This window comes from Delftia acidovorans NBRC 14950 (genome assembly GCF_001598795.1).
Lineage (GTDB): Bacteria > Pseudomonadota > Gammaproteobacteria > Burkholderiales > Burkholderiaceae_C > Comamonas > Comamonas acidovorans.
Window position 1 is genome coordinate 92,017 of record NZ_BCZP01000003.1, and the last position, 26,404, is coordinate 118,420.

Sequence of the window (26,404 nt, forward strand, 5' to 3'; positions counted from 1 at the left end):
CATGCACGACGATACCCACCCGACCCTCCCGCCGATCGGCTGCAACGGCCGTGGCGTGCAGCGCTCCTCGCGCCACCAGCCCATCGGCCTTCAGGAGCTGCCCATACGCGAGCAGTTCCGCCTGGTCAGTGAAACCGGCGCCTTCGACTGCTTCGACCGCCTGCCTCTGCGCACGCAAATGGCCGAGTACGAGGCCGCCATCGCCGAGTTCAACCTGCCCGTGCACACGGCCAGCTGGTTCTACCGCCTGGGCGAGGACGAGGCCCTGCTGGCCCACAACCTGCGCATCTGCCAGGCCATAGGCGCGCGCTGCCACAACATCATGACCTTCAAGCACCACCGCGACGGCCATGTGCTGGACGATGCCGAGATCACCGACCACTACCTGCGCGTCTACGACGACGCCATGGCTCTGGGCGTGGAGCCCAGCTTCGAGCTGCACGTCAACATGTGGACCGAGGATTTCCTGCGCGTACGCGAGGTGGCCCGGCGCGTGCAGGCGCATGGCGTGCCCTTCCACTTCACGCTGGACTACAGCCATGTGAACTTCAAGATCGGCAACCCGGCCGAGCAGGAACTGTCGGGCGTGCGCGAGCTGGTCGAGAGCGGCGAACTGGTGCTGGACCCCTTCGAGCCCGGCTCGCTGTGCGAACAATGGCTGGACATGGGCATCGTGCGCTGGGCCCAGCTGCGCGCAGCCGGCCCCAACCAGCCCCTGAACCTGTGGCACCGCAACGAAGACGGCAGCCCGGGCCGGGGCATCCAGTACCCCATGCTGCGGCCCGGCCCCGGCGAATGGCATTCGCCCTGGCACGCCTATCTGCTGGAGCCCTCCAAAGAGGCCATCCGCAAGGTGCTGGCCTACCACCACGCGCACCCGCACAGCCCGCTGCGCCACCTCACCACCGAATTCATCAACCTGCCCGACTACGGCCTGGGCGCACGCTATGACCTGCTGGCGCAGAACGTGGCGGCCGCACGCTTCATGCGGCAAGCCTGGGCCGAAATCTGCGCCCGCCCCGCAGTCCAGGCCTCGTGCAAAGGTGCATCATGACCCCCGCACAACACGCCCAAGGCCATGCCGTCATCATCGGCGCCGGGCATGCCGGCGGCACCCTGGCCGCCCTGCTGCGCCAGTACGGCCACCCGGGCCCCATCACCCTGGTCGGCGGCGAAGACCTGCCGCCCTACCAGCGCCCGCCGCTGTCCAAGGCCTGGCTGCAGCAGGCCATGGGCCCGGACGATCTGCTGCTGCGGCCCGCCAGCGCCTATGCCGACCAGGCCATTGCCTTGCGCCTGGGCGTGCGCGCCATGGCCATAGAGCCGGGCTCGCGGCAGGTAGCGCTGAACGACGGGTCGGCACTGCACTACGACCACCTGGTCATTGCCACAGGCGCCGCACCGCGCTGGCTGGCCCTGCCCGGGGGTGAGCGGCCCGGCGTGACCTACCTGCGCACCATGGAAGACGCGCAGGCGCTGCGGGGCCACCTGCAGACCGCCCGCTGCCTGGCCATCATCGGCGGCGGCTATGTGGGTCTCGAAGTCGCATCCACGGCCCGCAAGCTGGGGGTGCAGGTCCGGGTCATCGAGCGCGAAGGCAGGCTGCTGTCGCGCAGCACCTCGCCCCAGATGGCCGCACATCTGCACGGCCTGCATGCAGGCCAGGGCGTGGAGGTGCATTTCAACGCCTCGGTCACCGCCATCCAGGGCGACAGCCCCACCGGCATCACGGGCCTGAGGATGGCCGATGGCTCCCGCCTGGAGTGCGATGCCGTGCTCATCGGCGTGGGCGCAGCGCCCAGCGTGGAGCTGGCGCAGTCCCTCGGCCTGGACTGCGCGGGCGGGATTGCCGTGGACGGCGAAGGCCGTACCGCCATGGCCGGCATCTACGCCATAGGCGATGCCACGCGCCGCCCCCTGGCCGGCTACCCCGGGCTGCACCGGCTCGAAAGCGTGCCCAGCGCGCTCGAACAGGCCCGGCGCGCAGCCTGCTCCATCACGGGCCGCGCACTGCCCGCCCATGAAGCGCCCTGGTTCTGGTCCGATCAGTACGACACCAAGCTGCAGATCGCCGGCCTGCCCGGCCATGGCGACCAGACCGTGCTGCGCGGCGACCCGGCCAGCGGCAGGTTCGCCGTCCTGCACCTGCGCGGTGGCCAGCTGCGCGCCGCCGAATGCGTGAACTCACCGGGCGAATTCATGGCAGCGCGCAAGGCCATCGCCGCCACGCACTGCGCCCACCCCAGTTTCCCGCCCCTCCCCCCAAAAGCCCCACCCACGCCATGACCACCATCACCTTCATAGAACACAGCGGCCGCGAGCACGTGGTACAGGCCACGGACGGCCAGAGCCTCATGCGCGCCGCCGTCTCCAACGGCGTGCCGGGCATCGATGCCGAATGCGGCGGCGCCTGTGCCTGCGCCACCTGCCATGTCTACATACAACCGGAGTGGCTGGACCGCGTGGGCCCGGCCCAGGGCGGCGAAAGGGAGATGCTGGACTTCGCCCTCGACGTGCGCGGCGACTCGCGGCTGGCCTGCCAGATCACGGTATCGCCACAGCTGAATGGGCTGGTAGTGGGCATGCCGGTGGCGCAAAGCTGACGCAGGTACCGCCCTCGGCATTCGGGAGGCATCTTCAGAAACTGCCTTTGAACGCGTATGGCTGGATATTCCTGCGCGTTGACTAGCATTGCAATGGGTGAGAGACCGACCAAGACAGACATAGCTGCTGCTATCGTGAGCAGAATCCCACTCTCTGCCATCACCGGAGCCACTGTCTTGAACATGTCAAACGCCGACTCAACTATTTGGAATTCTAGATCTAGACTCTCGCTGCTCTGCAACTAAGAAGGGGGCGCTACTGCTGCACTCGAGACTTGAGCTATATCGTACTCAGGCCACTGTGACCAGCAATCCCAAACCCCGTTGCCTAGAGCAAGACGACTGATGAAGCCCCGCATACAGTCTTAGATTCTTTCGGATCTACTACTCACCCACACCATTAGCCCTTACTTATAGCAATCCACCATTCTATGAAAAATAATCCCCCTTTGCTCTGCCGATTTTACTTTCATCTGATTCCATGAGATTTTCCTAAAAAGATCGCTTTTTCTGCTTATCAAAAAGGCCCTCTCGTGATTGCTAGGAACAGGGATCACTTTCATTACTGGATCAGTAGATACTACCAATTTCATTTCTTCTTCGGTGAGAGCACACTTATTTGCTGGGCCAGCATCAAATTCAAAAACTATTGCCGACAGAATAATCTCTACGAAATTTTTAGAAAACCCCATTGTTGCCACGTGCACACCTGTATAAGAGGCCAAAAAACTCATGAACAGCAAAATAGCCATTCCGATCTTTCTCAAATGGACCCGCGTATGAACAAGTATTCCGACATCACTTGATCTATTCAAAGAAAACAACACAGGAAATATTTTACCTGTGGATTTTCGCTTCTTATCACCTATTTTAGAAAACACAGTAAGAAAGGCAACCTCAAACATCAACGCAAAAATACTCAATAAAAGAGAAACAAACGTCAACAAAAAAATACATATTGCCGCAATACTTGCCATAGGCACAGTTGAGGCATGAATTTTCAAAATATCGCCAACCATTACAGATGCATAACCTCTGGCCAGATAAACAACAAATACAGGAAGAACCAACAAAGCAATTCTAAAGAATACATCAGCCCAGAGAATTCTGAAGAAATTTATTTTTGAAAAAACAGACAAGGTCAAAGAAGAAACCAAGAAAACATAACCCAGAACAATCACTAAAAACCAAAATAGATTAAACGAATTATTCAGAGAAAAAAACAATAAAGCCATCGATGAAATATGTAAAAAAGATATAATCCAGACCCATGTACCAGATATTGATCTGAGCTGTTTTTCAAAAATAACAGAAGCCATCCTTCTGTAAAAACTCCAACTCCTGCATATCCAAGCTGCAAGAAACACATTCACCAACAAATAAATAAAAACAATCAAAACAACGCAAAAAACCTTCAACATAATTCTTTCTCATCCCAAATTTAAATCCCACCACATTTGACACTCCATCAGTCTTAGCGTCTACCCGCTACCGCCCGCAAACACTCCACCAGCAATCTCGTCGTCGCCGTCATCGGCTGGCCGCGCAGGGTGATCAGGCCCACGGGCGGCAGGTCGATCGGCACGGGCAGGTCCAGCACGGCGACCAGCCCCTGCTGCGCGAAATGCTGCGCCACGCCGCGCGCCATGAAGGCCACGGCGCCGCGCTGGTGCAGGAAGCTGATCTGCGACAGGAATGAGGCGGACTCGACCAGATCGGCCGGCGGATGCAGGCCGTGGGCGAAGAACTGCTGCTCCAGCTTCACGCGCAGCGATGCCCAGGGCGGGGGCATGACGCAGGGCATGTCGGCCAGCGCCTGCCAGCTCGCAGCCTGCGCCAGCAACGCATGGCCGGGGCGCACGACGGCGACCATGGGCTCGTCGTACAGGGCTTCGGTCTCCAGGTCGGGCGAGGCATAGCCGGGTTCGAGCCGGCCCACGAACAGGTCCAGCTCGCCCATGCGCAGCTTGGGCAGCAGCCGCGTGAGATCGCCCTCCTCGACCAGCACCGTGGTCTGGGCCGATCGCGCCTTCAACTGCTCGACGGCCCGGGCCAGCAGCACGGGCGTGGCCACCACCATGGCGCCCACGCTGGTGCGCCCGCGTGTGCCGCTGGCCTCGGCCGCCATTTCATCGCGCGTGCGTTCAAAGCCCGCCAGCACCGAGCGCGCAAAGCGCACCATGCTGACGCCGGCCGCCGTGGGCTCGGTGCCGCGCGTGGAGCGCTCGAACAGCGTCATGTCCAGCATGCGCTCTATCTCGGCCAGGGTCTTGGAGACGGCGGGCTGGGTGACGGCCAGGAACTCGGCGGCGCGGCCCAGGTGGCGGAACTGGTCCAGGGCCACCAGCAGCTGCAGGTGGCGCAGCTTGAGGTTGGAGCGCAGCACGCGGTCTATCTTGCTCATGGGGTCTTCATAGCTTTGAGGTTATGAAGCCAGTCTATCTTTTCATTGGATTGTCATGATCAGGCGCTGAACAATCGCGCCAGTCAGCCCAAGGCCCGGATCACAGGGCTGCAAAAAGCCAATACAGGAGACAAGCGATGAACACCCCACGCACACGCCATGCAAGCCGGCGCGAATTCGTGCTCGCCACGCTCGGCGCCAGCGCACTGGCCGCCACCGGACCTCTTTTCGCCCAGAACTGGCCCGAACGCCCCATCACCTTCATCTGCCCCTGGCCAGCGGGCGGCACGGCCGACCAGTCCATGCGCGCGCTGTGCACGGTGGCCGGCAAGCTGCTGGGCCAGCCGATCGCGGTGGAGAACCGCGCGGGCGCATCGGGAATGATCGGCGCCAAGGCGCTGGCCTCGGCCAGGGCGGACGGCTACACCATCGGCCAGATTCCCATCTCGGTCACGCGCTTTTCGCAGCTGGGCAGCCTGCAGGCCGATCCGCGCAAGGACTACACCTACATCGCGCGCACCTCGGGCCAGACCTTCGGCATTGCCGTGCCCGCCAATTCGCCTTTCAAGACGCTCAAGGACTTCGTGGCCGCCGCCAAGGCCCGGCCTGGCCAGGTGACCTATGCCCATGCAGGCGTGGGCGGTGCCACGCATGTGGGCATGGAGGAATTTGCGGGCGTGGCCGGCATACAGCTCAACCATGTGCCCTACAAGGGCGGCGCCGAGGCACTGCAGGGCGTGCTGGGCGGCCATGTGGATGCGCTGGCCGACTCCAGCTCCTGGGCTCCCCATGTGGAGGCCGGCAAGCTGCGCCTGCTGGCCACCTGGGGCGAGCAGCGCACGGCGCGCTTCAAGGACGTGCCCACGCTGCGCGAATGCGGCTACGACGTGGTGGTCGATGCGCCCAACGGCATTGGCGCGCCGCGTGGCCTGGACCCGGCCGTGGCGGCCAGGCTGCGCGAGGCCTTCCGCGCCGCCGTGGCCAGCCCCGAGTTCAAGTCCGTGGCCGAGAAGCTGGATGCGCCGCTGCTCTACCTGGACGGCCCGGACTACGAGAAATACGTCAACACGGTCTATCAAAAAGAGACCGTCCTCATCGACAAGCTCAAGCTGCGCGAATTGATGAAGGGCTGACAGCCCGCGAACCCACATCGATGAAAGCCCCTCATGCCCCGCATGTCCCGCACCGATAGCCCCCTGCTGCACCTGCATCCCAACGACAACGTGCTGGTCGCCAAGACCGCTCTGTCGCTGGGCCAGGAGATTCCCGAACTGGGCGTGCGCGCCCGCGCCCAGGTGCCCGCGGGCCACAAGATCGCCGCGCGCCGCATCGCAGAGGGCGAGCAGGTGAAGAAGTACGACACCGTGATCGGCGTGGCCATGCGCGAACTGGAGGCCGGCGACTATGTGCACAGCCACAACCTGCGCATCGTGGACTACTACCGCGACCCGGCCTTCGGCGCCGATGTGCGGCCCGTGGACTATGTGCCCGAGGCGCAGCGCGCCAGCTTCCAGGGCTTTGTGCGCGCGGGCGGCGGCGTGGGCACGCGCAACTTCATCGGCATCCTGTCGTCGGTGAACTGCTCGGCCACGGTGATCAAGCGCATTGCCGCGCATTTCACGGCCGAGCGCATGGCGGCATTCCCCAACGTGGACGGCGTGGTGGCGTTTGCCCAGACCAGCGGCTGCGGCATGTCCTCGCCCAGCGAGCATTTCGACGTGCTGCGCCGCACGCTGGCCGGCTATGCGCGCCACCCCAACCTGGCCGGCGTGCTCATCGTGGGCCTGGGCTGCGAGCGCAACCAGGTCGATGCCCTGGTGGAGTCGCAGGGCCTGAGCGAAGGCCGGCTCATGCGCACCCTGGTGATGCAGGAAGTGGGCGGCACGCGCGTGACCATAGAGGCAGGCATCCGCGCCATCGAAGAGATGCTCCCTGAGGCCGACGCCGCGCGGCGCAGCACGGTCAGCGCCAGCCACCTGAAGATCGGGCTGGAGTGCGGCGGCTCGGACGGCTTTTCGGGCATCACGGCCAACCCGGCCCTGGGCGCGGCCATGGACATCCTGGTGCGCCACGGCGGCACGGCCATCCTGTCGGAAACGCCCGAGATCCATGGCGTGGAATTCATGCTCACGCGCCGCGCCATCACGCCTGCCGTGGGGCAGAAGCTGCTGGACCGCCTGGCCTGGTGGGAGCGCTACGCGGCTGGCCAGAACGCGCAGTTCAACGGCGTGGTCGGCCACGGCAACCAGGCCGGCGGCCTGGCCAACATCTTCGAGAAATCGCTGGGCTCGGCCATGAAGGGCGGCACCACGCCGCTGCGCGCCGTCTACGAATACGCCGAGCCCATCACCGAGCCGGGCTTCGTCTTCATGGACTCGCCGGGCTACGACCCCGTGGCCTCCACGGGCCAGATTGCCAGCGGCGCGCACCTGATCTGCTTCACCACGGGGCGCGGCTCCATGTTCGGCAGCAAGCCCGCGCCCACCATCAAGCTGGCCAGCAACACGCCCATGTACCGGCGCCTGGAGGAAGACATGGACATCAACTGCGGCCTGATCGTGGACGGCGAATGCGGCGTGCCCGAGATGGGGCAGCGCATCTTCGCGCAGATCCTGCGCCACGCCAGCGGCGAGCCCACCAAGAGCGAGGCCCTGGGCCTGGGCGACCATGAGTTCGTGCCCTGGCACCTGGGCATCGTGAGCTGAGCGGCCCCCTTACAACACCTGCATCCACCGATTCCATGCCACTGACCCTGACCCGCCCCGAGCTGCTACGCAGCGCCAACTTCATCGCCGGCCAATGGACGACTGCGACTGCGACTGCGACTGCCACGCCCTCCGCCCCAACCCCACGCCTGGCCGTGACCGACCCCGCCACGGGCGCATTGATCACCGAGGTGCCCGACTCCGGCGCCGCCGATGCCCGCGCCGCGCTGGACGCCGCGCATGCCGCCTTCCCCGCCTGGCGCAAGACGCCTGCCAAACAGCGCGCCGCCATCATCAAGCGCTGGAACGACCTGGTGCTGGCCCACCAGGACGACCTGGGCCGCCTCATCAGCCGCGAGCAGGGCAAGCCCCTGGCCGAGGGCAAGGGCGAGGTCGCCTATGCGGCCAGCTACATCGAATGGTTTGCCGAAGAGGCCACGCGCATGAACGGCGAGATCATTCCCGCACCCGTGCCGGGCCGGCGCATGTTTGCGCTGCGCGAGCCCGTGGGCGTGGTGGCCGCCATCACGCCCTGGAACTTTCCGGCCGCCATGATCGCCCGCAAGATCGCGCCCGCACTGGCTGCCGGCTGCACCGTGGTCTGCAAGCCCGCGGAAGACACGCCGCTGACCTCGCTGGCCCTGGTGCTGCTGGCCCAGGAGGCGGGCGTGCCGGCCGGCGTACTCAACATCGTCACGGCCTCGCGCGAGAAGACGCCCGAGGTGGTGGATGTCTGGCTGGACGATGCGCGCGTGCGCAAGATCACCTTCACGGGCTCCACGCCCGTGGGCAAGCACCTGGCGCGGCGCAGCGCCGACACGCTCAAGAAGCTCTCGCTGGAGCTGGGCGGCAATGCGCCCTTCATCGTCTTCGGGGATGCCGACATCGATGCCGCCGTCGACGGCTTCATGGCCGCCAAGTTTCGCAATGGCGGCCAGACCTGCGTGTGCCCCAACCGCGTCTTCGTGCACCGCAGCGTGCACGACGTGTTTGCACAGAAGCTGGCCGCGCGCGTGGCCGCGCTGCACGTGGGCCCGGCCAGCGACCCGGCCTCGCAGATCGGCCCCATGATCAACGCGCGCGCCGTGGAAAAGATCGAGCGCCATGTGCAGGACGCCGTGGCGCGCGGCGCCAGGGTGCTCACGGGCGGCAGGCGCCTGGATGCCCTGGGCGCCAACTACTACGCACCCACCGTGCTCACGGGCGCCGATGCCTCCATGGCCTGCGCCTGCGAGGAAACCTTCGGCCCCGTGGCGCCGCTCACCGTCTTCGACAGCGAGGACGAGGTCATCGCCGCCGCCAACGACACGCCCTTCGGCCTGGCCGCCTACTTCTACAGCAACGACGCACGCCGCATCTGGCGCATGGCCGATGCGTTGGAGACCGGCATCGTCGGCATCAACGAAGGCGCATTGGCCGCCGAGGCAGCGCCCTTCGGCGGCGTCAAGGAATCGGGCTATGGCCGCGAGGGCTCTACCCACGGCCTGGACGACTACCTGCACACCAAGTACGTCTGCCAGGGCCTGCTGGACTGAATCTTTCCCTCAACGACATCACCGGACACCATGCCAGCCCATAACCCCTTCAAGACCGCCCTGGCCGCAGGCCAGCCCCGCATCGGCCTGTGGCTGTCCATGGCCGACCCCTACTTGGCCGAGGCTGCCGCCACCTGCGGCTACGACTGGCTGCTGATCGACGGCGAGCACGCCCCCAACGACGTGCGCAGCACCCTGGCCGCGCTGCAGGCCGTGGCCCCGCACCCGGCCCAGGCCGTGGTGCGCGTGGTCGAAGGCAGCACGGCCCTGATCAAGCAGATCCTGGACATAGGCGCCACCACCTTGCTCGTGCCCATGGTGGACACGGCCGAACAGGCGCGCGCCGTGGTGGCCGCCACGCGCTACCCGCCGCTGGGCGTGCGCGGCGTGGGCAGCGCCGTGGGCCGCGCATCGCAGTGGAGCGCACGCGCCGACTACCTGCAAGTGGCCGACGACGAGGTCTGCCTGCTGGTACAGGCCGAGACCGTGGCCGCGCTTCACAACCTTGAAGCCATCTGCGCGGTGGACGGCGTGCACGGCGTCTTCATCGGTCCCGCCGACCTGGCCGCCTCCATGGGCCACCGCGGCAACCCGGGCCACCCCGAAGTGCAGGCCGCCATCGAGGGCGCCATGAGGACCATCATCGCCAGCGGCAAGGCGGCCGGCACCCTGACTTCGGACCCCGCCCTGGCCCGCCGCTACCTGGACCTGGGCTGCAGCTTCGTGGCCGTGGGCGTGGATGTGCTGCTGTTTGCGAATGCGGCGCGAAGGCTGCGGGGGCAGTTCGATGATTCGCCGGTGGCCGCGCCTGCACAGCAGGCAGCTGCCGCCTATTGAATCAGCCAGCCACCAGCCAGGCCAGCAGCCCCGCCGCCGCTGCAGCGGCCGCCACACGCCGCACGAACTGCGGCGCATAGGTCAGCAGCAGGCCCAAGGCTAGGGCCGCAAAGGTCAGCAGGCCCAGCCAGGCGGCCAAGGCTACCGAGGCATTCCAGCGCAGCAGGCAGGGCGCCAGCGATAGGGCCAGCAGCGCGTAGCCGGCCAGCCGCCAGGCCTTCAGGCGCGCGGGTGCCAGGCCTTCGGTGCCCAGCTGGTCCTGGTGCCGGTCCATGGAAGCGGCGATGACGGCAAAGCCTGCAAAGGCCAGGCAAAGGGTGGCAAGAATCATCATGACGCGCGCTCCAGCGTGGGGGCATGGCTGGCGGCCCGGGCTTGCGTGCGGGGCACTGCAGCCGCTGCCGGCTTGCCGCGCAGCAGCCACCAGGCCACCACGCCGTGGATGGCGGCCAGGCCCAGCATCAGCAGCTCGAAGCTGGCGATGCTCCACTGCCCGTTGGCCAGGGTCTGCACCAGCGAAGCACCGCCCGTCAGCAGGTTGAGCAGGGGCAGCAGCGCATACAGCACGGCGGCCAGCGCCATCTGCTGCAGCCAGGCATTGCGGTGCGAGACCCGCAGCGGATGCAGCAGGCACAGCAGCCAGATGATGAAGAAGCCGTTGATCTCCCAATCACTGCGCGCCTGCATGGGCACGGGCAGCAGGCGGTTGAGCCAGAAGAAACCGGCCACGGCCACCGACAGGCCCGCGATGGAGCCCACGTTGAGCACCTCCACCAGCCTGTGGCCGAAGGGCGTGCGGCCTAGCTTGCGGCGCTCGGGCATGCGCTTGACCACCCACAGCACCATGCCCGACGCGGCCATGAAGGTGCCGACCACGCCGCTGAGCAGCAGCAGCCAGCGCATGGCCGGCTCGGCAAAGCGGCCCAGGTGCACGCCGGTGATCACGTTGCCGGTGGCACGCACCCAGGAGATGGCGGGCGCCTCGGGGCTGGCCTGCAACTGGCCGGTCACGCCGTCGAAGCGCAGGGTCTCGGACTGGCCGCGGTTGATGAGGCTCATGCCACCGCCTTCGCGCAGTTCGACCACCGCGCGCGAGGTGCCGGGCGCGTTGACCGTGATGCTGCCCACGCCGTGCTCGGGCCAGCGGCGCGCGCCCTCGGCCATCATGGGCGCGATATCGGCCAGCGCGGCGGCCTGGCGCTCCTGTTTGCCACCGCGCGCGCCCGGGCCCTGGTTGGCCGCCTGCCCGCGTGCCCCGCGCACATCGGCGAAGTAGGCATTGGTGTCGCCGTTGTAGGCCGCCTGTATGCCCCAGGGCATGAGCATGAACATCAGCAGCACCAGGCCGCTGAAGGTGATGACGATGTGAAACGGCAATGCCAGCACGGCCGTGGCGTTGTGCGCATCCAGCCAGGAGCGCTGGCCCTTGCGCGGGCGGAAGGTGAAGAAGTCCGTGAAGATCTTCTTGTGCGTGATCACGCCCGTGATGATGGCCACGAACATCAGCATGGTGGCGAAGCCCACGATCCAGCGGCCCCAGATGCGCGGCATGGCGTGCAGCTCGAAGTGGAAGCGGTAGAAGAAGTTGCCGGCGCGTGTCTCGCGCGGCTCCAGCTTCTCGCCCGTGGCGGCGTCGATCTCGGCGCGCTTGGTGCCTGCGCGGCCCGTGGCGGCGCCGGGCTCGCGCCAGGATGCGGCCACCGCCACCTGGCGCGGGCCGGGCAGGCCCAGCGTCCAGGTCGTGGCCTCCGGCGCGATGCGCTGCATGGCGTTCAATGCGCGCTGCGCGGTGTCGGCGTCCTGCACCGAGCCGTGCAGCTCGGGCCGCATCCAGTCGTTGATCTCGTCGCGGAAATAGCTCAGGGTGCCCGTGAAGAACACCGCGTAGAGCAGCCAGCCCAGCAGCAGGCCGCTCCAGGTGTGCAGCCAGGACATGGACTGGCGCAGTCCCTCGGGTTTGCCGTCTGCCCTCATGCGGCGGCTCCGTTCGACAGCATCCAGGCCAGAAGTCCCAGGCCCGCGCCCGGCAGGCCGATCACGGCCCAGGCGCGCCAGGCGCTGGCGCAGCCAAAGGCCCACATGGCCGCCACGGCGTAGATGATGAAGGCCAGCAGCGTCGAGCCCAGCGCCGCATCGGCCCGTTCCACGCCCAGCCAGACCATGGCGCGCGCGCCCGTAGCGGCGCAGGCGGCCGACAGCAGATAGCCGCCGCCGATCGCCGCCAAGGCGCGCGAGGCCACGGCCACGCGGTAGCGCAGCAAGGATGGAGAGGACCCTCCCGGGGTCGAGGCTTGCATGGGGATGACCTTTCTTGCGGATCGTTGCCCGTCATGGACGCCGTGGCCGCAGCGCAGGCCCGGACGGACAAAGGCGCCACAACAGTTCAAGGTCTGTGCGGCGCCGGGCGTTGGCCGCGCGCCTGGAGCACGCCGCCTCTCAAAGAGCGGGAATGATAATTATTTTTATTACCCGAGTCATTTAAAGAAATGCAAAGCCGGCCTCCTGTCACCGGCCCCGGCCATCTCCCTGGCGCCTGTTCCCCTATCGCGCCCGCCCCGCCAGCCAGCGCCCGCCGAACTGGTTGATCACCATGCCCGCCAGCACGGCCAGCGTGCCCATCCACTGCATCAAGGTAGGCCGCTCGCCCAGCAGCAGCATGGCCGAGACCAGGCCCACCACGGGCACCATCAGAGACAGCGGCGCCACCGTGCCGGCCGCATAGCGCTGCAGCAGGCGCGTCCACAGGCCGTAGCCCAGCAGCGTGGCCAGCAGCGCCAGGTACAGGATGGAGGCCACGGCGGTCAGGTCGATCCCCGCCAGTTGCTGCACGACCGTATCCGCGCCATCGGTCCAGACGGCCAGGGCCATCAGCGGCGCGATGGGAAAGATGCTGCTCCAGACGATGAAGGGGAAGGGCTCGTAGGGGCCGCTGCGCGCCGCATAGCGCGTGATCATGTTGGACACGGCCCACATGCAGGCTGCGCCCACGGTCAGCAAAAAGCCGGCCAGCGTCATGGCGTTGTCGCCTTCGCCATGGGCGCTGCCAATGGCAACCAGCCCGCCCAGCGATACCACCAGGCCCAGCCAATGCCACAGGCGCGCGGGCTCGCCCAGCAGGAAGGCGGCCAGCAGCAGCGTGACGAAGGCCTGCGTCTGCAGCACCACCGAGGCCATGCCGGCCGGCATGCCCAGCTTCAGGCCCAGGAACAGCATGCCGAACTGGCCCACGCCCTGCACCAGCCCATAGGCGGCCAGATAGCGCCAGCCCACCGACTTGGGCGGGCGCACGAACAGCAAAAAGGGCAGCGACGCCACCACAAAGCGCAGCGCACTCAGCAGCATGGGCGACAGCGTCAGCAGACCGAACTTCATGGCCACGAAGTTGGTGCCCCAGATCAGGATGACCAGCAGCGCACGCGCCCAGTCGCCACGGCTCAGGTGCTGCGCGGTCATGCCCTGCCCTCGGTGCGGCGGGGCCTGCAATGGTCAGGGACAGCGGCCGGCAGCACCGGCAAGGAACAGGAAGAAGGCATGGCGGGCAATGGGCAAAAAGAAAAGGGGCGGATCACATCCGCCCCCGGCGTTTGTACCACCGCAGCCCGTGCACTGCCGGGCGGCCGTGGCTCGGCCCTGCGTTTCAGTCCGCCGCGTAGTCGATGGGATCGTGGGCATGCTGGCGCCCCAGCGCGCCGGCCATGGCCAGGATGAAGGCCAGGCCGCGCCGCACATCGGGCTCGCGTGCCATGCGCATCAGGCCGATCAGGGTGGGCGTTTCCTCCATGGCCTGCACCTGGGCCGCCGCCATGCGTGCGGCATTGCCCGCGGCCCAGGCCCCGCCCACGCCATCCTCGAAGGCCTTGGCGACCTTCTCGACCATGTAGTCGTCTGCCATGTCCACCAGGTCCGCCGTGGCCGACAGCAGATCGACCACGCGGTTCAGGCGCCGGCCCGCCAGCAGCGGCTCCAGTTTGCCCATCAGTTCGGCCAGCCCCTGCAGCGCGGCGTCGTCCTGCAGCAGGCCGCCGGCGGCGGGCTGCGCCACGGGAATGTCGGAAGCGATGTTCATCTCGGTGCTCCTTGTCTTCGTGCTTGGAATGACAATGCAAAGGCCCTGGCCTCAGACCAGGGCGCGGGCCACGGCCCAGTACATACCGCGGTTGAAGCCCTTGCGCATCATCGAGCCGACCTTGGTCGGCGGCGTGGGCTTGACGTCGACCTGGTAGTCGTACCAAAGCGGCATGCCGCCGTCCAGGCCCATCTGGGCGATGGCCACCACGCGCCCGTCGTAGGCATCGCTGGTGCGGCCGAAGCGGATCTGCGAGGCGATGTTGTTCACCACCACGGGCGACTGGTTGTGGCAGGCGCCGCCGGCCTTGCTCACCGGCAGGTCCACCGTATCGCCCAGCACATAGACATGGCTCTGGCCCAGCACCTGCATGGTCTCGTGGTCGGTGGGCAGCCAGCCTTCGCCATCCTGCGCCTGCGACAGGCCGCAGTCGCGCACGGCCTGCACGGCGCGTATGGGCGGCGTGGCCATGAGGATGTCGAAGTCCTCGGCCTGGCCCTCTTCCGAATGAGCCACCTTGGCCTCGGGGTCCACGCGCGCCAGCGTGAAGCCGCGCTGGTGGCGAATGCCGCGCTGCTCGAACACCGTGGGCAGGATCTCGCAGGTGTCCTTCTGCAGGAACAGGCAGTTGCGCAGCAGCTGCGAGACCGTGGGATAGGTGTAGACGATCTCCACCTTGTCGCGCACGCCGCGCCGGCGCAGCAGGTCGTCCAGCATCAGCGTGGTCTCTATGGGCGCGATGCCGCACTGGTGCGGCACATTGGGCGTCTTGGGAAAGGTGACGGTGACGAAGATGCGGCCCTTTTCTATGCGCGCCAGCTTGTCGGCCAGCTGCCGCGCGGGCGCGTGCTGGTAGAAGTGGTCGCCGGCCTCGGCCAGGCCTTCGATGCGCTCGGGCGAGGGCACGCAGCCCGTGGAGATCACCAGATGGTCGTAGCCGAAGCGCTTGCCGCTCTTGCAGTGCACGGCCTGCAGCGCGAAGTCGAAGCGTTCCACCTCTTCCACCTGGAAGTCGATCTCGGGCCGCAGCAGGCCGCGCTGCCTGCGCCGCAGTTCGTCGCGGAAGAAGGCATTGAAGGCCACGTACATGAAGGCCGGCTTGTAGTAATGCCAGGGCGAGTTCGACAGCATGGTGATGCGCACCTTGCCCGTGACCACCTCCGGATACAGCTTGCTGACCAGGTGGTTGGCGGTCATGGTGCCGCCAATGCCACCTCCGATGATCAAGATGTGATGCGCCATCCCTGCTACTCCTTGTGCTTTCGCCTCAGTGGAACAACCGCTGGCGCCGCACGGCGCCAGCGCCGGAAAATGCGCCGCTCAGTCAGGCTTGAGCGATCGCCACACCCCGTCCCAGAGCGCGTCGAACAGGGGCTCTATGGGCGTGTCGATGATGCCGTCCAGCCGCAGGCAGATCATGCGGATCGCGCTGCCGTACATCAGGCTGGCCGCCACCATGGGCTCCATCTGGCGGATCTCGCCATCGGTCATGCCGGCGAACACGAAGCCGCGCATGCGCACGAAGGCCGAGGCCGAGCAGATGGCCTGCTCGTCGGGCAGAAACTCGCGGTGGCGCGCATTGACCACGAAGCCCATGGCCTCGGGCTCTGCCTCGGCCAGCCCGAACAGCATGCGCAGCACCTCGCGGCAGCGCTGGGCGCTGCCCGCGTGCCGCTCCTCGATATCGTCGAGCAGCACATTCATGCGCGCCAGCAAATGCCGGTACAGCTCGCGCGCAATGCCTTCCTTGTCGGCAAAGTGGTTGTAGAAGAAACCGATGGACACGCCGGCCTCGGCGCACAGGTCCTGTATCGAGGTATTAAAGAAGCCCCGCTCCACAAACAGCCTGAGCGCCACGCGCAGCGTCTGCACATGGCGCGAACCCGCATGCGGAAAGAAGGTCCAGGCCTCGTCTTGCATGGGAAATGATCGTAGAACGAATCTTCATTCTATTTTCACAAGCACTTGCAAACTACACAGGGTTTTCCAGAAAAGACGGTACCCAGTGCATCAGCCGCAATGCCTTGCCCATTCCCGGCCATTGCCCTGCGGGACCGTAGAATCCGCGCGCAGCCATTGGAGACAGAGACAACAATGACGGGCTGCACACGAATCCGACCCAAAGGCCTTTTGCAAATGCAACTCCCCATCCACGTCATCGACGCATTCACATCGGAACGATTCAAGGGCAATCAGGCCGCCGTCATTCCCCTGGATGCATGGCTTGCCGATTCCATGCTGCAGGCCATTGCCGCAGAGAACAATCTCTCGGAAACCTCGTTCCTGGTCTGGAGTGCCGAGCGCGACGCCTTTGAGATCCGCTGGTTCTCCCCGCTCACGGAGATCGCGTTCTGCGGCCATGCCACGCTGGCAAGCGCCTTCGTGCTGTTCGAGGCCGACCCCGCGCTGCGCAGCATCACGTTCTGGGCCGCTGCCGTGGGCAAGGTCACCGCCACGCAGGAGGATGGCGGACGCATCGTCATGACCTTCCCGCGCCGCGACGCCAAGCCTGTGGACGAGGTGCCTGCCGCGCTGCGCGAAGGCCTGACGCCCGCACCCACGGCCTATCTTGTGAACCAGCAGGCCTACGTGGCGGTCTACGCCGCCGAGGCCGATGTGCTGGCCGTCAAGCCGGACCTGGAGCGCCTCAAATCGCTGGGACCGCTGGACGTGGTGGTGACGGCGCCTGCGGATGCGGGCGCCTCGTATGACTTCGTCAGCCGTTACTTCTGGCCCGCCAATGGCGGCGAGGAAGATCCCGTCACGGGCTCCATCCATGCGGCGCTTGCACCTTACTGGGCAGGCAGGCTGGGCAAGAACCGTCTGGTCGGCCACCAGGCCTCGCGCCGCACGGGCACGCTGTTTTGCGAAGTGACGGATGCCAGCGTCGAGGTGGCTGGCCACTGCGCGCGTTACCTGACCGGGACGATCACCGTCTGACACCGGGCTCGTCCCGATGGAGCCGACGCGGAAGGCGCATCAGCGCCGAAGGCAGCGACCGGCGCCATCGACAAGGCGGGCCATTTCCCTGTCCACGCCCAGGTCGGTGCAATAGGCACCCGCCCCGCGCAGTGACAGATCCAGAGTGGCTGGCTTGCTCCTGGAAACCTCGGCCCTCAGCCGAAAGCCCGCCACGTTGGGCGCGCCGTAGTCAGCCGTCTCCAGCACGCCCGCCCGGGTGTCGCGGATGGCATGGCCGTTGCCAAGGTGGTAGGCGCCCTCGTTGCCAGCCATGGCTTCGTCAAGGCAGGCAAAGGCCTGCTCGGCCGAGGCACCTTGGGGCAGGACCAGCGACGCGGTTGTGCCGGGACCCAGGGCATCGCACATGCCTGCAGAGATTGCGCAGCCGCTCAACAGGCCTGCAAGGCCCAGTACCCATATCCGCATTCACGCTTCCTTTCCAGATCCGCGGCAGTGTATCGGCCCGGCCGCGGCACCGGGCTCGCAATGCGCAGGGAATAGTCTCTCGCCTTGCCGATACCCCCGAGACACGCAGGTACCATCCGCGCATGAGTACCCACTACGAATCCCTGTCGCAAGCCGACGCCTACCGCGACGCCTTCGACGTGGAAGCGCCCGCGGCCAGCGAGCGCAACATGACGCCGCGCAAGTCCGGCTTTTTCATCCGCAGCGTCGCCGTGGCTGCAGAGGCAGCCGCTGAACAGGCAGAACCTGCAGCTCCCGACACACCGCCTGCAGCACCCACCACTGCCGCACGCGAGCTGGTTGCCGCCCAATGGGGCCTGGTGCCGCACTGGGTGAAGTCGGCGTCGGACGGCCGGCTGCGCGCGCTCAAGCTGGTGAATGCGCGCTCCGAAACGGTGTCCACGGCCCAGGCCTTCCGCGATGCCTGGCTCAATGGCCAGCGCTGTATCGTGCCCATGGCCGCCTTTTTCGAGGATGACTACCGCAACGGCAAGGCCCTGCCCACGCGCATCTCGCGCATCGACGGCAAGCCCATGGGCGTGGCCGGCGTGTGGGCGCAGTGGACGGGCCCGGACGGCGAGGTGCTGCTGAGCTACGCCCTGCTCACGGTCAACGCCAACAGCCATGCGCTGCTGCACCGCTACCAGCAGCCCGGCGCGGAAAAGCGCATGCCGGCGATTCTCAACGAAGGCGCCTACGACGCCTGGCTCAACGCGCGCGTGGAAAAGGCGCGCGAGTTCATGCGCCAGTACCCCTCCAACTGGCTCACCGCCAATCCGGTGGAGCGAAAGGCCGACAAGCGGCCTCCAGGGCTGATGGGCTGATGGGCTGATGGGCTGACGCATAGCCCTTGTCCCGCGCGCTACGGAGCCTTGGGCAACGCGTTGATGGAGCGCAGGATGTCGCGCGTGATGCCCTGGCGCTTGGGCAGGTCGGCCAGCCGGTGGGGCGTGTCCATGTTCATGGCGAAGAACACGGGGCCGGCAGGCCATTCCACCCAGCCCACCCACCAGCCGATACGGCCCGTCCAGCCGGTTTTGGCGCGCAGTATCCAGTCCGGGCCTGCCTCGTTGATCATCACGTCCTTCACCAGCCGCTGGTGCTCCACCGGCAATGGCAGCCGATTGCGGTACAGCCGCTGCAGGAAGGCCACCTGCTCCAGCGCCGAGATGGCCAGGTCGCCTTCCACCCAGAACGGCTGCTCGCCCGTGGCCAGCGCATTGCCGTAGTCGATCTTGCGCATGTAGGCAGCCTCACGCGCGCTGCCAAGCTCCCTGGCAAAGCCTTCGTACACCCAGACGGTGGAGTTGCGCATGGCCGAGCGCAGGTCCTGATCGGCATTCCAGGCCGGCAACTGGCGCTTCACGCCATCCCAGGGAATGCGCTGGAATTCATCGCGCAGCAGCCCGGCGTCCAGCGCGAACAGGCTGTGCGGGATCTTGAAGGTGGAAGCGGGCGAGTAGCGCCGCGCCGCGCGGTCACGGTTGTGGACGTAGACGGCTTCGGCCTGGCCTCTGGCATCGACCACGACGATGCTGCCATCGACCTTGGCATCGGCAAAGAAGCGGTCCCACTCGGGCTTGTCCTGCAGTTCGGCAGCCGCCAGCGCCGCCTGTGACAGACAGGCGAGCAGCGCGGCGCACATCAGATTTCTTCGATTCATGCAGGCAGTTTAAGAGCTGCACCACCGCACGGCGATGGTGCACCGCCTGCCCGGCTGCCCTGTTTTGACTCGCGGTTTTCCCGTTTTGGTGTTCCGGCAGCATCGCACGGGCCCCAAGGGCCCCGTGTGCGCTGGCACGACTTGTGCAAGGCCGCTGCAGGCCGGCCAATGCAGCCATGGCGGCAACGGCAGACGGCCCCATGACCACAACAAACAAGGGAGTCATTGCATGCACAGGTGCGCACGGGCATTGAGAACATTGGTGGGGGGAGGATGGGCTGCAGTCCTTGGTGCGGCGCGGGCGGCCGAGCAGGCGATCACGCGGCCGTCGCTGGTGGCGGTGGAGTCCATCAGCGCCGTGGACACGGTCTGGCTGATGACGGCCACCGTGCTGGTGCTGCTGATGACGCTGCCCGGCATTGCGCTGTTCTATGCGGGCATGGTGCGCCGCAAGAACGTGCTCAACACCATGGCCAGCGTGGTGGCGATTGCCTGCCTGGTGAGCATTCTGTGGTTTGCACTCGGCTATTCGCTGGCCTTCACGCCCGGCAATGCGTGGATAGGCGGTGATTCGCGCGCCTGGTTCGCGGGGCTGGATTTCAACGCCGCCAAGGGCCTGGTGGCCGTGAGCCACCTGGCGCCGCATGTGCCCGAAGCGGCCTATGCCATGTTCCAGCTGGCCTTTGCCGTGATCACCGCCGCCTTGCTGGTGGGCGCCTGGGTGGAGCGCATGCGCTTCGGTGCCATGCTGATCTTCGTGGGCCTGTGGAGCCTGTTGGTCTATGCGCCGGTGGCGCACTGGGTGTGGGAGCCCGGGGGCTGGCTGGCGCGCATGGGCGCGCTGGACTTTGCCGGAGGCACCGTGGTGCATGTGAACGCGGGCGTGGCCGGCCTGGTCTGCGCCTGGTTCCTGCGGCCGCGCCGCGGCTACGGGCACGAGCCCTTCGAGCCCTACAACCTGGCCTTGACCATGATGGGCGCGGCCCTGCTGTGGATGGGCTGGTTCGGCTTCAACGCCGGCTCATCGCTGGCCGGGGACAGCCGCGCGGCCCTGGCACTGGCCGTCACCCACATTGCCGCCAGCGCGGGCGCGCTGGCCTGGTCGCTGGCCGAGTATGTGGTGCGCGGCAAGGCCACGCTGCTGGGGCTGTGCTCGGGCCTGGTGGGCGGGCTGGTGGCGATCACGCCGGCGGCCGGCTTCGTGACGCCGCTGTCGGCGCTGTGCATCGGCCTGATCGCCGGTGTCGCCTGCTACTGGGGCGCCACGGGACTCAAGCGGCTGCTGGGTGCGGACGATTCGCTGGATGTGTTTGGCGTGCATGGCGTGGGCGGCATCGTGGGCTCGCTGCTCACCGGCGTGTTTGCCAGTCCGCAGATCGGCGGCGTGCAGGGCAGCGTGCTCACCCAGGCCGTGAGCGTGCTGGCCGTGGCCTTGTTCACGCTGGTGGCCACGGCCGTGCTGCTGTGGCTGCTGGACATGCTGATCGGCCTGCGCGTGGACGAGGAAAGCGAGCTGCAGGGCCTGGACCTGGCGCTGCACCGCGAGCGCCTGAGTGGATGAACGGCCGAGCCGCAAAGCGGCCTGGCGCCCGATGATCGTCAAACCGAAGGAGTGCCCACTACATGCCCGAAAGCGAACTCCTGGCCATTGCCGCGCACCTGCATGTGCTGCTGCGCAGAAGCTGCGGCCGCGTGACCGATACCGAATGGCTGGCAGCCAATGCCGAATACGCCGCCGAAATCATCCGCTTCGCCCGGGAGCAGGAAGGGACGCGCAGCACGCCCGAACTGGTGGAATGGACCCATCGCTTCGAAGCGGCCTGGAATGCCGCGCTGGCCGGGCCCGCCGAGCGCTCGCCGCTCATGCAGCGCGCCGGCGAGCTGATGCGCCAGCGCGCAGAAAACCGCAAGTACGTGGGCACGCTGCGCTAGCGTCTTGCTTGATCAGGCCGGTGGAGCGGGCACGGAGTGCAGCAGCACGGGCGCGTCGCCATCGCCGTTGACGCTTTCCAGCTGCACGCCAAAGCCCCACAGGCGCGCTGCGTGCTTGAGCACTTCCAGCGCATCGTCGGACAGGGGCCGGCCCTGGTAGCGCGTGTGGCGCAGGGTCAGGCAGCGGTCGCCGCGCAGGTTCACGTTCCAGACCTGGATATTGGGCTCGCGCGCGCCCAGGTCGTATTGCTGCGACAGGGTCTGGCGCAGGGTGCGGTAGCCGTCGTCGTCGTGGATGGCGCTGACCAGCAGCTCGCGTTCGCTGGCATCGTCATGGATGGAGAACAGGCGCATGTCGCGCATCAGCTGCGGGCTCAGGTACTGGCCGACAAAGCTCTCGTCCTTGAAGTTCTGCATGGCGTGGTGCAGCGCCGGCAGCCAGGGCGTGCCGGCCAGGTCGGGGAACCAGCGGCGGTCTTCCTCGGTCGGGTCCTGGCAGATGCGGCGGATGTCGCGGTACATCGCAAAGCCCAGCGCATAGGGATTGATGCCGCTGTAGGCGCGGTGTCCGGCCGGGGGCTGGTAGATCACGTTGGTGTGGGAGGACAGCCATTCGATCATCACGCCGTCGGTCAGCCAGCCTTCGTCGTACAGGGTGTTGAGCAGGGTGTAGTGCCAGAACGTGGCCCAGCCCTCGTTCATCACCTGGGTCTGGCGCTGCGGGTAGAAGTACTGGGCGATCTTGCGCACGATGCGCACGATCTCGCGCTGCCAGGGCTCCAGCAGCGGGGCGTTCTTCTCGATGAAGTACAGCAGGTTTTCCTCGGGCTCCTTGGGAAAGCGCTCGCTGTGCTGCGCCGCGCTGTCCTTGCCCGGGCGGGCCGGCAGGGTGCGCCACAGCTCGTTGACCTGCTGCTGGGCATAGGCCTCGCGCTGCTCGCGCTCGGCCCGCTCGCGCGCCAGGCTTTTCTTGGAGGGGCGGCGGTAACGGTCCACGCCCAGGTTGGACAGCGCGTGGCAGGAGTCCAGCCATTGCTCCACCGTCGTCAGGCCGTGGCGCTCCTCGCACTGGGAGATGAAGTCGCGCGCATAGACAAGGTAGTCGATGATGCTGCCCGCATCCGTCCACATGCCGAACAGGTAGTTGTTCTTGAAGAAGCTGTTGTGGCCGTACGCCGCATGGGCGATCACCAGGGCCTGCATGGCGGTGGTGTTCTCCTCCATCAGATAGCTGATGCAGGGGTTGGAGTTGATGACGATCTCGTAGGCCAGGCCCATGTGGCCGCGCCGGTAGCGCCTCTCCGTCGCCATGTATTCCTTGCCATAGCTCCAGTGGCGGTAGCCTACGGGCATGCCCACGCTGGCGTAGGCGTCCATCATCTGCTCGGCCGAGATCACTTCCAGCTGGTTGGGATAGGTGTCCAGGCCGTAGCGCTCTGCCGTGGCCGCAATCGCTGCGTGATAGCGTTCGATGAGCTCGAAGGTCCAGTCGCTGGGATCGGGCAGAGGCTCGGCTGGCCGCGCCCCCGCCGGCAGCGGCGCGGAGGGCACGATGCGCTGGGCCCGGTCGCTGGCCAGATGGGATTTCCACTGCGGCGTGGCATGGCGGGGCGCCAGCACGGGATAGTGAGAGAGGTTCATACCGATACCCCCTCTTTCTTGAACAGGTCGCGGAACACGGGATAGATCTCGCTGGCGTCCGACACCTTGCGCATGGCGAAGTGCGAGAACAGCGGCAGCACCTGGCTGTACTCCTGCCACAGGCTCTGCTCTTCCTGCACCACCTGCACATAGGCGAAGTAGCGCACCAGCGGCAGGATTTTCTCGACCAGCAGGTTGCGGCAGTTGGAGCCGTCGTCGCCGAAGTTGTCGCCATCGCTGGCCTGGGCCACGTAGATGTTCCAGTCCCCGGATGGATAGCGCGCGCGGATGATCTGGTCCAGCAGCACCAGCGCACTGCTGACCACCGTGCCGCCGCTTTCCTGGGAGTGGAAGAACTCGTCCTCGCTGACCTCGGCCGCCTGCGTGTGGTGGCGGATGAAGACGATGTCGATCTTCTCGTAGTGCCGTGTCAGGAACAGGTACAGCAGGATGAAGAAGCGCTTGGCCAGGTCCTTGCGATCCTGGTCCATGGAGCCGGACACATCCATCACGCAGAACATCACGGCCTGGCTGATGGGCGCAGGCACGCGCGTGCGGTTGCGAAACCGCAGGTCGATGGGGTCGAGAAAGGCCACCGTGCCCATGCGCAGCTTCAGCGCATCGATGCGCTGCTGCAGCTCGGCCGCCGCCTCGCTGGTGCCATCGTCCTGCGCCAGCAGCGCTTGCAGTTGCTCTTCCAGTGCCTTGAGTTCGCGGTGCGGCGCCTTGGTCAGCGCAATGCGCCGACCCAGGGCGCCGCGCATGGTGCGCAGCAGGGCCAGGTTGTGCGGCGTGCCGTCGTGGCTGTAGCCGGCGCGGCGCGTCTTGTACTGCATGGTGTTGCCGATGTGGGTGCGCAGCAGGCGCGGCAGGGCCAGGTCTTCAAAGAACAGTTCCATGAACTCTTCCTTGGTCAGGGTGAAGGTAAAGTCGTCCTCGCCCTCGCCGCTGTCGCTGGCCTGGGAGCCGCCGCCACCTGCGCCGCCCTGCGGCCGGGCAATGCGGTCGCCGCGCACATGCTCGGTGTTGCCCGGGTGCACCGTGTCATGGACGCCGCCCTGCCCGTGGTGGAACACGGGCTCGCGGATGTCCTTGCGCGGGATGGAGACGCTCTCGGACTCCTCCATGTGGCGGATGCCGCGCTTGTCCACCGCGCGGCGCACCGCCTCGGCGATCTGCGCCTTGTAGCGGCGCACGAAGCGCTCGCGGTTGCCCACCGACTTGTTCTTGCCGGCCAGCCTGCGATCGATGATTTGCAATGCCATCTGTTCCCCCCAGCCCGGGCGCGCCGAAGGGCGGCGCACCCACCCGTCAGTTGCTCTTGCGAACGCGCAGGTACCACTCGCACAGCAGGCGCACCTGCTTGGACGTATAGCCCTTGGCCTCCATGCGGGTGACGAAGTCCTCGTGCTTGCGCGCGTCCTCGGCACTGGCCTTGGCGTTGAAGCTGATCACGGGCAGCAGCTCCTCGGTATTGGAGAACATCTTCTTCTCGATCACCACGCGCAGCTTCTCGTAGCTGGTCCAGCTGGGGTTCTTGCCCTGGTTGTTGGCCCGCGCGCGCAGCACGAAGTTGACGATCTCGTTGCGGAAGTCCTTGGCATTGGCAATGCCCGCGGGCTTCTCGACCTTCTCCATCTCGGCGTTGAGCGCGTTGCGGTCGAAGGCCTCGCCGGTATCGTTGTCGCGGTACTCGCTGTCCTGTATCCAGTAGTCGGCGTAGGTGACGTAGCGGTCGAAGATGTTCTGGCCGTACTCGCTGTAGCTCTCCAGATAGGCGGTCTGGATTTCCTTGCCGATGAACTCGGCATAGTGCGGCGACAGGTATTCCTTGATGTAGCTGGTGTACTTGGTCTCCAGCTCGGCAGGGAACTGCTCGCGCTCGATCTGCTGCTCCAGCACATACATCAGGTGCACCGGGTTGGCCGCCACCTCGGTGCTGTCGTAGTTGAAGACCTTGGACAGGATCTTGAACGCGAAGCGCGTGGAGATGCCTGACATGCCCTCGTCCACGCCCGCATAGTCGCGGTACTCCTGGAAGCTCTTGGCGCGCGGGTCCGTGTCCTTGAGGCTTTCGCCGTCATACACCTGCATCTTGCTGAAGATGCTGGAGTTCTCGGGCTCCTTCAGCCGCGTGAGCACGGCGAACTGGGCCATCATCTTGAGCGTGCCGGGCGCGCACACGGCGCTGGCCAGGGACGACTCGCGGATCAGCTTCTCGTAGATGCGCACCTCCTCCGACACGCGCAGGCAGTACGGCACCTTGACGATGTAGACGCGGTCCAGGAAGGCCTCGTTGTTGCGGTTGTTGCGGAAGGCCTTCCACTCGCTCTCGTTGCTGTGGGCCAGCACCATGCCGTCGAAGGGAATGGCGCCAAAGCCTTCCGTTCCCTTGTAGTTGCTCTCCTGCGTGGCCGTCAGCAGCGGGTGCAGCACCTTGATGGGCGCCTTGAACATTTCCACGAACTCCAGCAGGCCCTGGTTGGCCAGGCACAGGCCGCCCGAGTAGCTGTAGGCGTCGGTGTCGTCCTGGGCAAAGTTCTCCAGCTTGCGGATGTCCACCTTGCCCACCAGGCTGGAGATGTCCTGGTTGTTCTCGTCGCCGGGCTCGGTCTTGGCAATGCCCACCTGCCTGGAGATGCTGGGATAGCGCTTGACCACGCGGAACTGGCGGATGTCGCCGCCCAGCTCCTCCAGGCGCTTGACGGCCCAGGGCGACAGAACATGGTTGAGGCAGCGCCGGGGAATGCCGAACTGCTCCTCCAGCAGCGGCCCGTCTTCCATTGGATCGAACAGGCCCAAGGGCGACTCGTTCACGGGCGAGCCCTTGAGGGCGTAGAACGGCACCTTCTGCATCAGGTATTTGAGGCGCTCGGCGATGGAGCTCTTGCCACCGCCCACGGGACCCAGCAGATAGAGGATCTGCTTGCGCTCTTCCAGGCCCTGGGCCGCATGGCGGAAGAAGCTCACCACCTGCTCGATGGAGTCTTCCATTCCGTAGAACTCGGCGAAGGCCGGATAGCGCCGGATGACCTTGTTGGCAAACAGCCGCGACTGGCGTGGATCATTGCGCGTGTCCACCATTTCAGGTTCGCCGATGGCTGCCAGCATGCGCTGGGCAGCACCTTCGTAAGCCATGGGATCGCGCTGGCACAGGGCGAGAAATTCGTCCAGCGACATCTCTTCTTCGCGAAGGCGAACGTAACGTGCAGCCGAGTTGCTGATGACATCCATACGACCTCTCCCGGCGGCACCCGAGGGCGAACAGTGCCGCGAAGTTGCAAGGCATTCGCTACCGTGTGGAACTGTTGTAGCACCTTGCATCGGCTTTGAATAGCTCATACGTCCCACATGTCTGCATTGCGCGCGAGGTCACAATGTCAGGTTCCTGGACTACCCCGCTTTTTGCGGCGCCGGGACAGGGGCTTGAGCCAGCCGGGCCTTCAGCAAGGCCCGTGAATACAGCGCCTGACGCTCCCACTTTTGACAAATGATAGTCCGCACTCACACAGCGGCACAGGCCCGAATTCAGAACCGATGTCTCCTGCCGACAACCCCCTACTTGCCGCCGGTCGCCCATCGCGCAAACTGG

25 protein-coding genes are annotated in these 26,404 nt (G+C 66.1%); 11 read left to right on the top strand and 14 right to left on the bottom strand.

Translation table 11 applies throughout. The features are described 5' to 3' along the window. Position 1: 1 nt before the first annotated feature. Genes DA1_RS04900 through DA1_RS04910 form a run of 3 tightly spaced genes read left to right on the top strand, consistent with a single transcriptional unit; the run spans position 2 to position 2,603 of the window. Entirely contained in the window at positions 2-1,054 is a 1,053-nt protein-coding gene (locus DA1_RS04900; RefSeq protein ID WP_034391419.1) for an IolE/MocC family protein, read from the top strand. Then, complete coding sequence (locus DA1_RS04905; protein WP_034391417.1) at positions 1,051-2,286, top strand: NAD(P)/FAD-dependent oxidoreductase; 1,236 nt, start codon at positions 1,051-1,053, stop codon at positions 2,284-2,286. Before DA1_RS04900 ends, DA1_RS04905 begins: the two co-directional genes overlap by 4 nt. Further along, positions 2,283-2,603: a 2Fe-2S iron-sulfur cluster-binding protein gene (locus DA1_RS04910; protein ID WP_034391415.1), complete on the top strand. Its 321-nt coding sequence runs from the start codon at positions 2,283-2,285 to the stop codon at positions 2,601-2,603. Before DA1_RS04905 ends, DA1_RS04910 begins: the two co-directional genes overlap by 4 nt. 407 nt (positions 2,604-3,010) lie before the next feature. Here DA1_RS04910 and DA1_RS30225 read toward each other — a convergent pair whose 3' ends face one another. Both DA1_RS30225 and DA1_RS04915 read right to left on the bottom strand, forming a co-directional pair. Then, a complete protein-coding gene (locus DA1_RS30225) occupies positions 3,011-4,024 on the bottom strand; it encodes a hypothetical protein (protein ID WP_155294192.1) in 1,014 nt (337 codons plus the stop codon). 53 nt (positions 4,025-4,077) lie between these two features. Then, complete coding sequence (locus DA1_RS04915) at positions 4,078-5,007, bottom strand: LysR substrate-binding domain-containing protein (protein WP_034391412.1); 930 nt, start codon at positions 5,005-5,007, stop codon at positions 4,078-4,080. A 137-nt stretch (positions 5,008-5,144) separates the two neighbouring features. Here DA1_RS04915 and DA1_RS04920 point away from each other — a divergent pair, with 137 nt between their 5' ends. From DA1_RS04920 to hpaI, 4 genes are read left to right on the top strand one after another with little or no spacing between them, the layout of a single operon-like run. Further along, positions 5,145-6,140, top strand: coding sequence for a Bug family tripartite tricarboxylate transporter substrate binding protein (locus DA1_RS04920; protein ID WP_034391410.1), 996 nt, complete (start codon positions 5,145-5,147; stop codon positions 6,138-6,140). Positions 6,141-6,182: 42 nt separating this feature from the next. Then, positions 6,183-7,712 carry a UxaA family hydrolase gene (locus tag DA1_RS04925; protein WP_034398286.1) on the top strand — a complete coding sequence of 510 codons (1,530 nt, stop codon included), beginning with the start codon at positions 6,183-6,185 and terminating at the stop codon, positions 7,710-7,712. A gap of 35 nt (positions 7,713-7,747) precedes the next feature. After that, positions 7,748-9,247, top strand: a complete 1,500-nt coding sequence (locus DA1_RS04930; RefSeq protein WP_034391408.1) for an NAD-dependent succinate-semialdehyde dehydrogenase — start codon at positions 7,748-7,750, stop codon at positions 9,245-9,247. Positions 9,248-9,277: 30 nt separating this feature from the next. Continuing rightward, positions 9,278-10,084 (top strand): 4-hydroxy-2-oxoheptanedioate aldolase, encoded by an 807-nt coding sequence (gene hpaI / locus DA1_RS04935; protein ID WP_034391406.1) that lies wholly within the window; start codon positions 9,278-9,280, stop codon positions 10,082-10,084. A 1-nt stretch (position 10,085) separates the two neighbouring features. On the opposite strand, the gene DA1_RS04940 is transcribed toward hpaI, so the two are convergent. The 7 genes from DA1_RS04940 to DA1_RS04970 all read right to left on the bottom strand — a co-directional run bounded on the left by DA1_RS04940 (position 10,086) and on the right by DA1_RS04970 (position 16,070). After that, the gene (locus DA1_RS04940; RefSeq protein ID WP_034391404.1) at positions 10,086-10,418 is read right to left on the bottom strand and encodes a DUF3325 domain-containing protein; all 333 of its coding nucleotides are present in this window, start codon (positions 10,416-10,418) and stop codon (positions 10,086-10,088) included. Continuing rightward, positions 10,415-12,058 carry a PepSY-associated TM helix domain-containing protein gene (locus tag DA1_RS04945; RefSeq protein ID WP_034391403.1) on the bottom strand — a complete coding sequence of 548 codons (1,644 nt, stop codon included), beginning with the start codon at positions 12,056-12,058 and terminating at the stop codon, positions 10,415-10,417. Before DA1_RS04945 ends, DA1_RS04940 begins: the two co-directional genes overlap by 4 nt. Further along, on the bottom strand, positions 12,055-12,381 hold the full coding sequence (locus DA1_RS04950; protein ID WP_012204261.1) for a DUF3649 domain-containing protein: 327 nt from the start codon (positions 12,379-12,381) through the stop codon (positions 12,055-12,057). The genes DA1_RS04945 and DA1_RS04950 overlap by 4 nt, the downstream gene beginning before the upstream one ends. 244 nt (positions 12,382-12,625) lie before the next feature. Further along, a complete protein-coding gene (locus DA1_RS04955; protein WP_012204260.1) occupies positions 12,626-13,537 on the bottom strand; it encodes an O-acetylserine/cysteine exporter in 912 nt (303 codons plus the stop codon). Between the two features lie 184 nt (positions 13,538-13,721). Continuing rightward, positions 13,722-14,150, bottom strand: a complete 429-nt coding sequence (locus DA1_RS04960; protein ID WP_034391401.1) for a helical membrane plugin domain-containing protein — start codon at positions 14,148-14,150, stop codon at positions 13,722-13,724. Between the two features lie 51 nt (positions 14,151-14,201). Continuing rightward, complete coding sequence (locus DA1_RS04965; RefSeq protein WP_013803503.1) at positions 14,202-15,392, bottom strand: NAD(P)/FAD-dependent oxidoreductase; 1,191 nt, start codon at positions 15,390-15,392, stop codon at positions 14,202-14,204. 78 nt (positions 15,393-15,470) lie between these two features. After that, positions 15,471-16,070 carry a TetR/AcrR family transcriptional regulator gene (locus DA1_RS04970; RefSeq protein ID WP_012204257.1) on the bottom strand — a complete coding sequence of 200 codons (600 nt, stop codon included), beginning with the start codon at positions 16,068-16,070 and terminating at the stop codon, positions 15,471-15,473. Positions 16,071-16,286: 216 nt separating this feature from the next. On the opposite strand from DA1_RS04970, the gene DA1_RS04975 reads away from it, so the two are divergent. Next, positions 16,287-17,090 (top strand): PhzF family phenazine biosynthesis protein, encoded by an 804-nt coding sequence (locus DA1_RS04975; protein WP_034391399.1) that lies wholly within the window; start codon positions 16,287-16,289, stop codon positions 17,088-17,090. Between the two features lie 39 nt (positions 17,091-17,129). On the opposite strand, the gene DA1_RS04980 is transcribed toward DA1_RS04975, so the two are convergent. Then, the gene (locus DA1_RS04980; protein ID WP_034391398.1) at positions 17,130-17,537 is read right to left on the bottom strand and encodes a hypothetical protein; all 408 of its coding nucleotides are present in this window, start codon (positions 17,535-17,537) and stop codon (positions 17,130-17,132) included. A 122-nt stretch (positions 17,538-17,659) separates the two neighbouring features. Here DA1_RS04980 and DA1_RS04985 point away from each other — a divergent pair, with 122 nt between their 5' ends. Then, entirely contained in the window at positions 17,660-18,400 is a 741-nt protein-coding gene (locus tag DA1_RS04985; protein WP_034391396.1) for an SOS response-associated peptidase, read from the top strand. Between the two features lie 38 nt (positions 18,401-18,438). Here DA1_RS04985 and blaOXA read toward each other — a convergent pair whose 3' ends face one another. Next, complete coding sequence (gene blaOXA / locus DA1_RS04990) at positions 18,439-19,239, bottom strand: class D beta-lactamase (RefSeq protein WP_255288103.1); 801 nt, start codon at positions 19,237-19,239, stop codon at positions 18,439-18,441. 229 nt (positions 19,240-19,468) lie between these two features. Between blaOXA and DA1_RS04995 the strand changes: the two genes are divergently transcribed. Further along, entirely contained in the window at positions 19,469-20,800 is a 1,332-nt protein-coding gene (locus tag DA1_RS04995) for an ammonium transporter (protein WP_034391392.1), read from the top strand. Positions 20,801-20,862: 62 nt separating this feature from the next. Next, positions 20,863-21,171, top strand: coding sequence for a hypothetical protein (locus DA1_RS05000; protein ID WP_034391390.1), 309 nt, complete (start codon positions 20,863-20,865; stop codon positions 21,169-21,171). A gap of 12 nt (positions 21,172-21,183) precedes the next feature. Here DA1_RS05000 and DA1_RS05005 read toward each other — a convergent pair whose 3' ends face one another. The 3 genes from DA1_RS05005 to DA1_RS05015 are packed head-to-tail and all read right to left on the bottom strand — an operon-like array spanning position 21,184 to position 26,046. Next, positions 21,184-22,812, bottom strand: a complete 1,629-nt coding sequence (locus DA1_RS05005; protein ID WP_012204249.1) for a SpoVR family protein — start codon at positions 22,810-22,812, stop codon at positions 21,184-21,186. After that, positions 22,809-24,077 (bottom strand): YeaH/YhbH family protein, encoded by a 1,269-nt coding sequence (locus DA1_RS05010; protein WP_012204248.1) that lies wholly within the window; start codon positions 24,075-24,077, stop codon positions 22,809-22,811. The genes DA1_RS05005 and DA1_RS05010 overlap by 4 nt, the downstream gene beginning before the upstream one ends. A 46-nt stretch (positions 24,078-24,123) precedes the next feature. Beyond that, positions 24,124-26,046 (bottom strand): PrkA family serine protein kinase, encoded by a 1,923-nt coding sequence (locus tag DA1_RS05015; protein WP_034391387.1) that lies wholly within the window; start codon positions 26,044-26,046, stop codon positions 24,124-24,126. Positions 26,047-26,404: the final 358 nt, after the last annotated feature.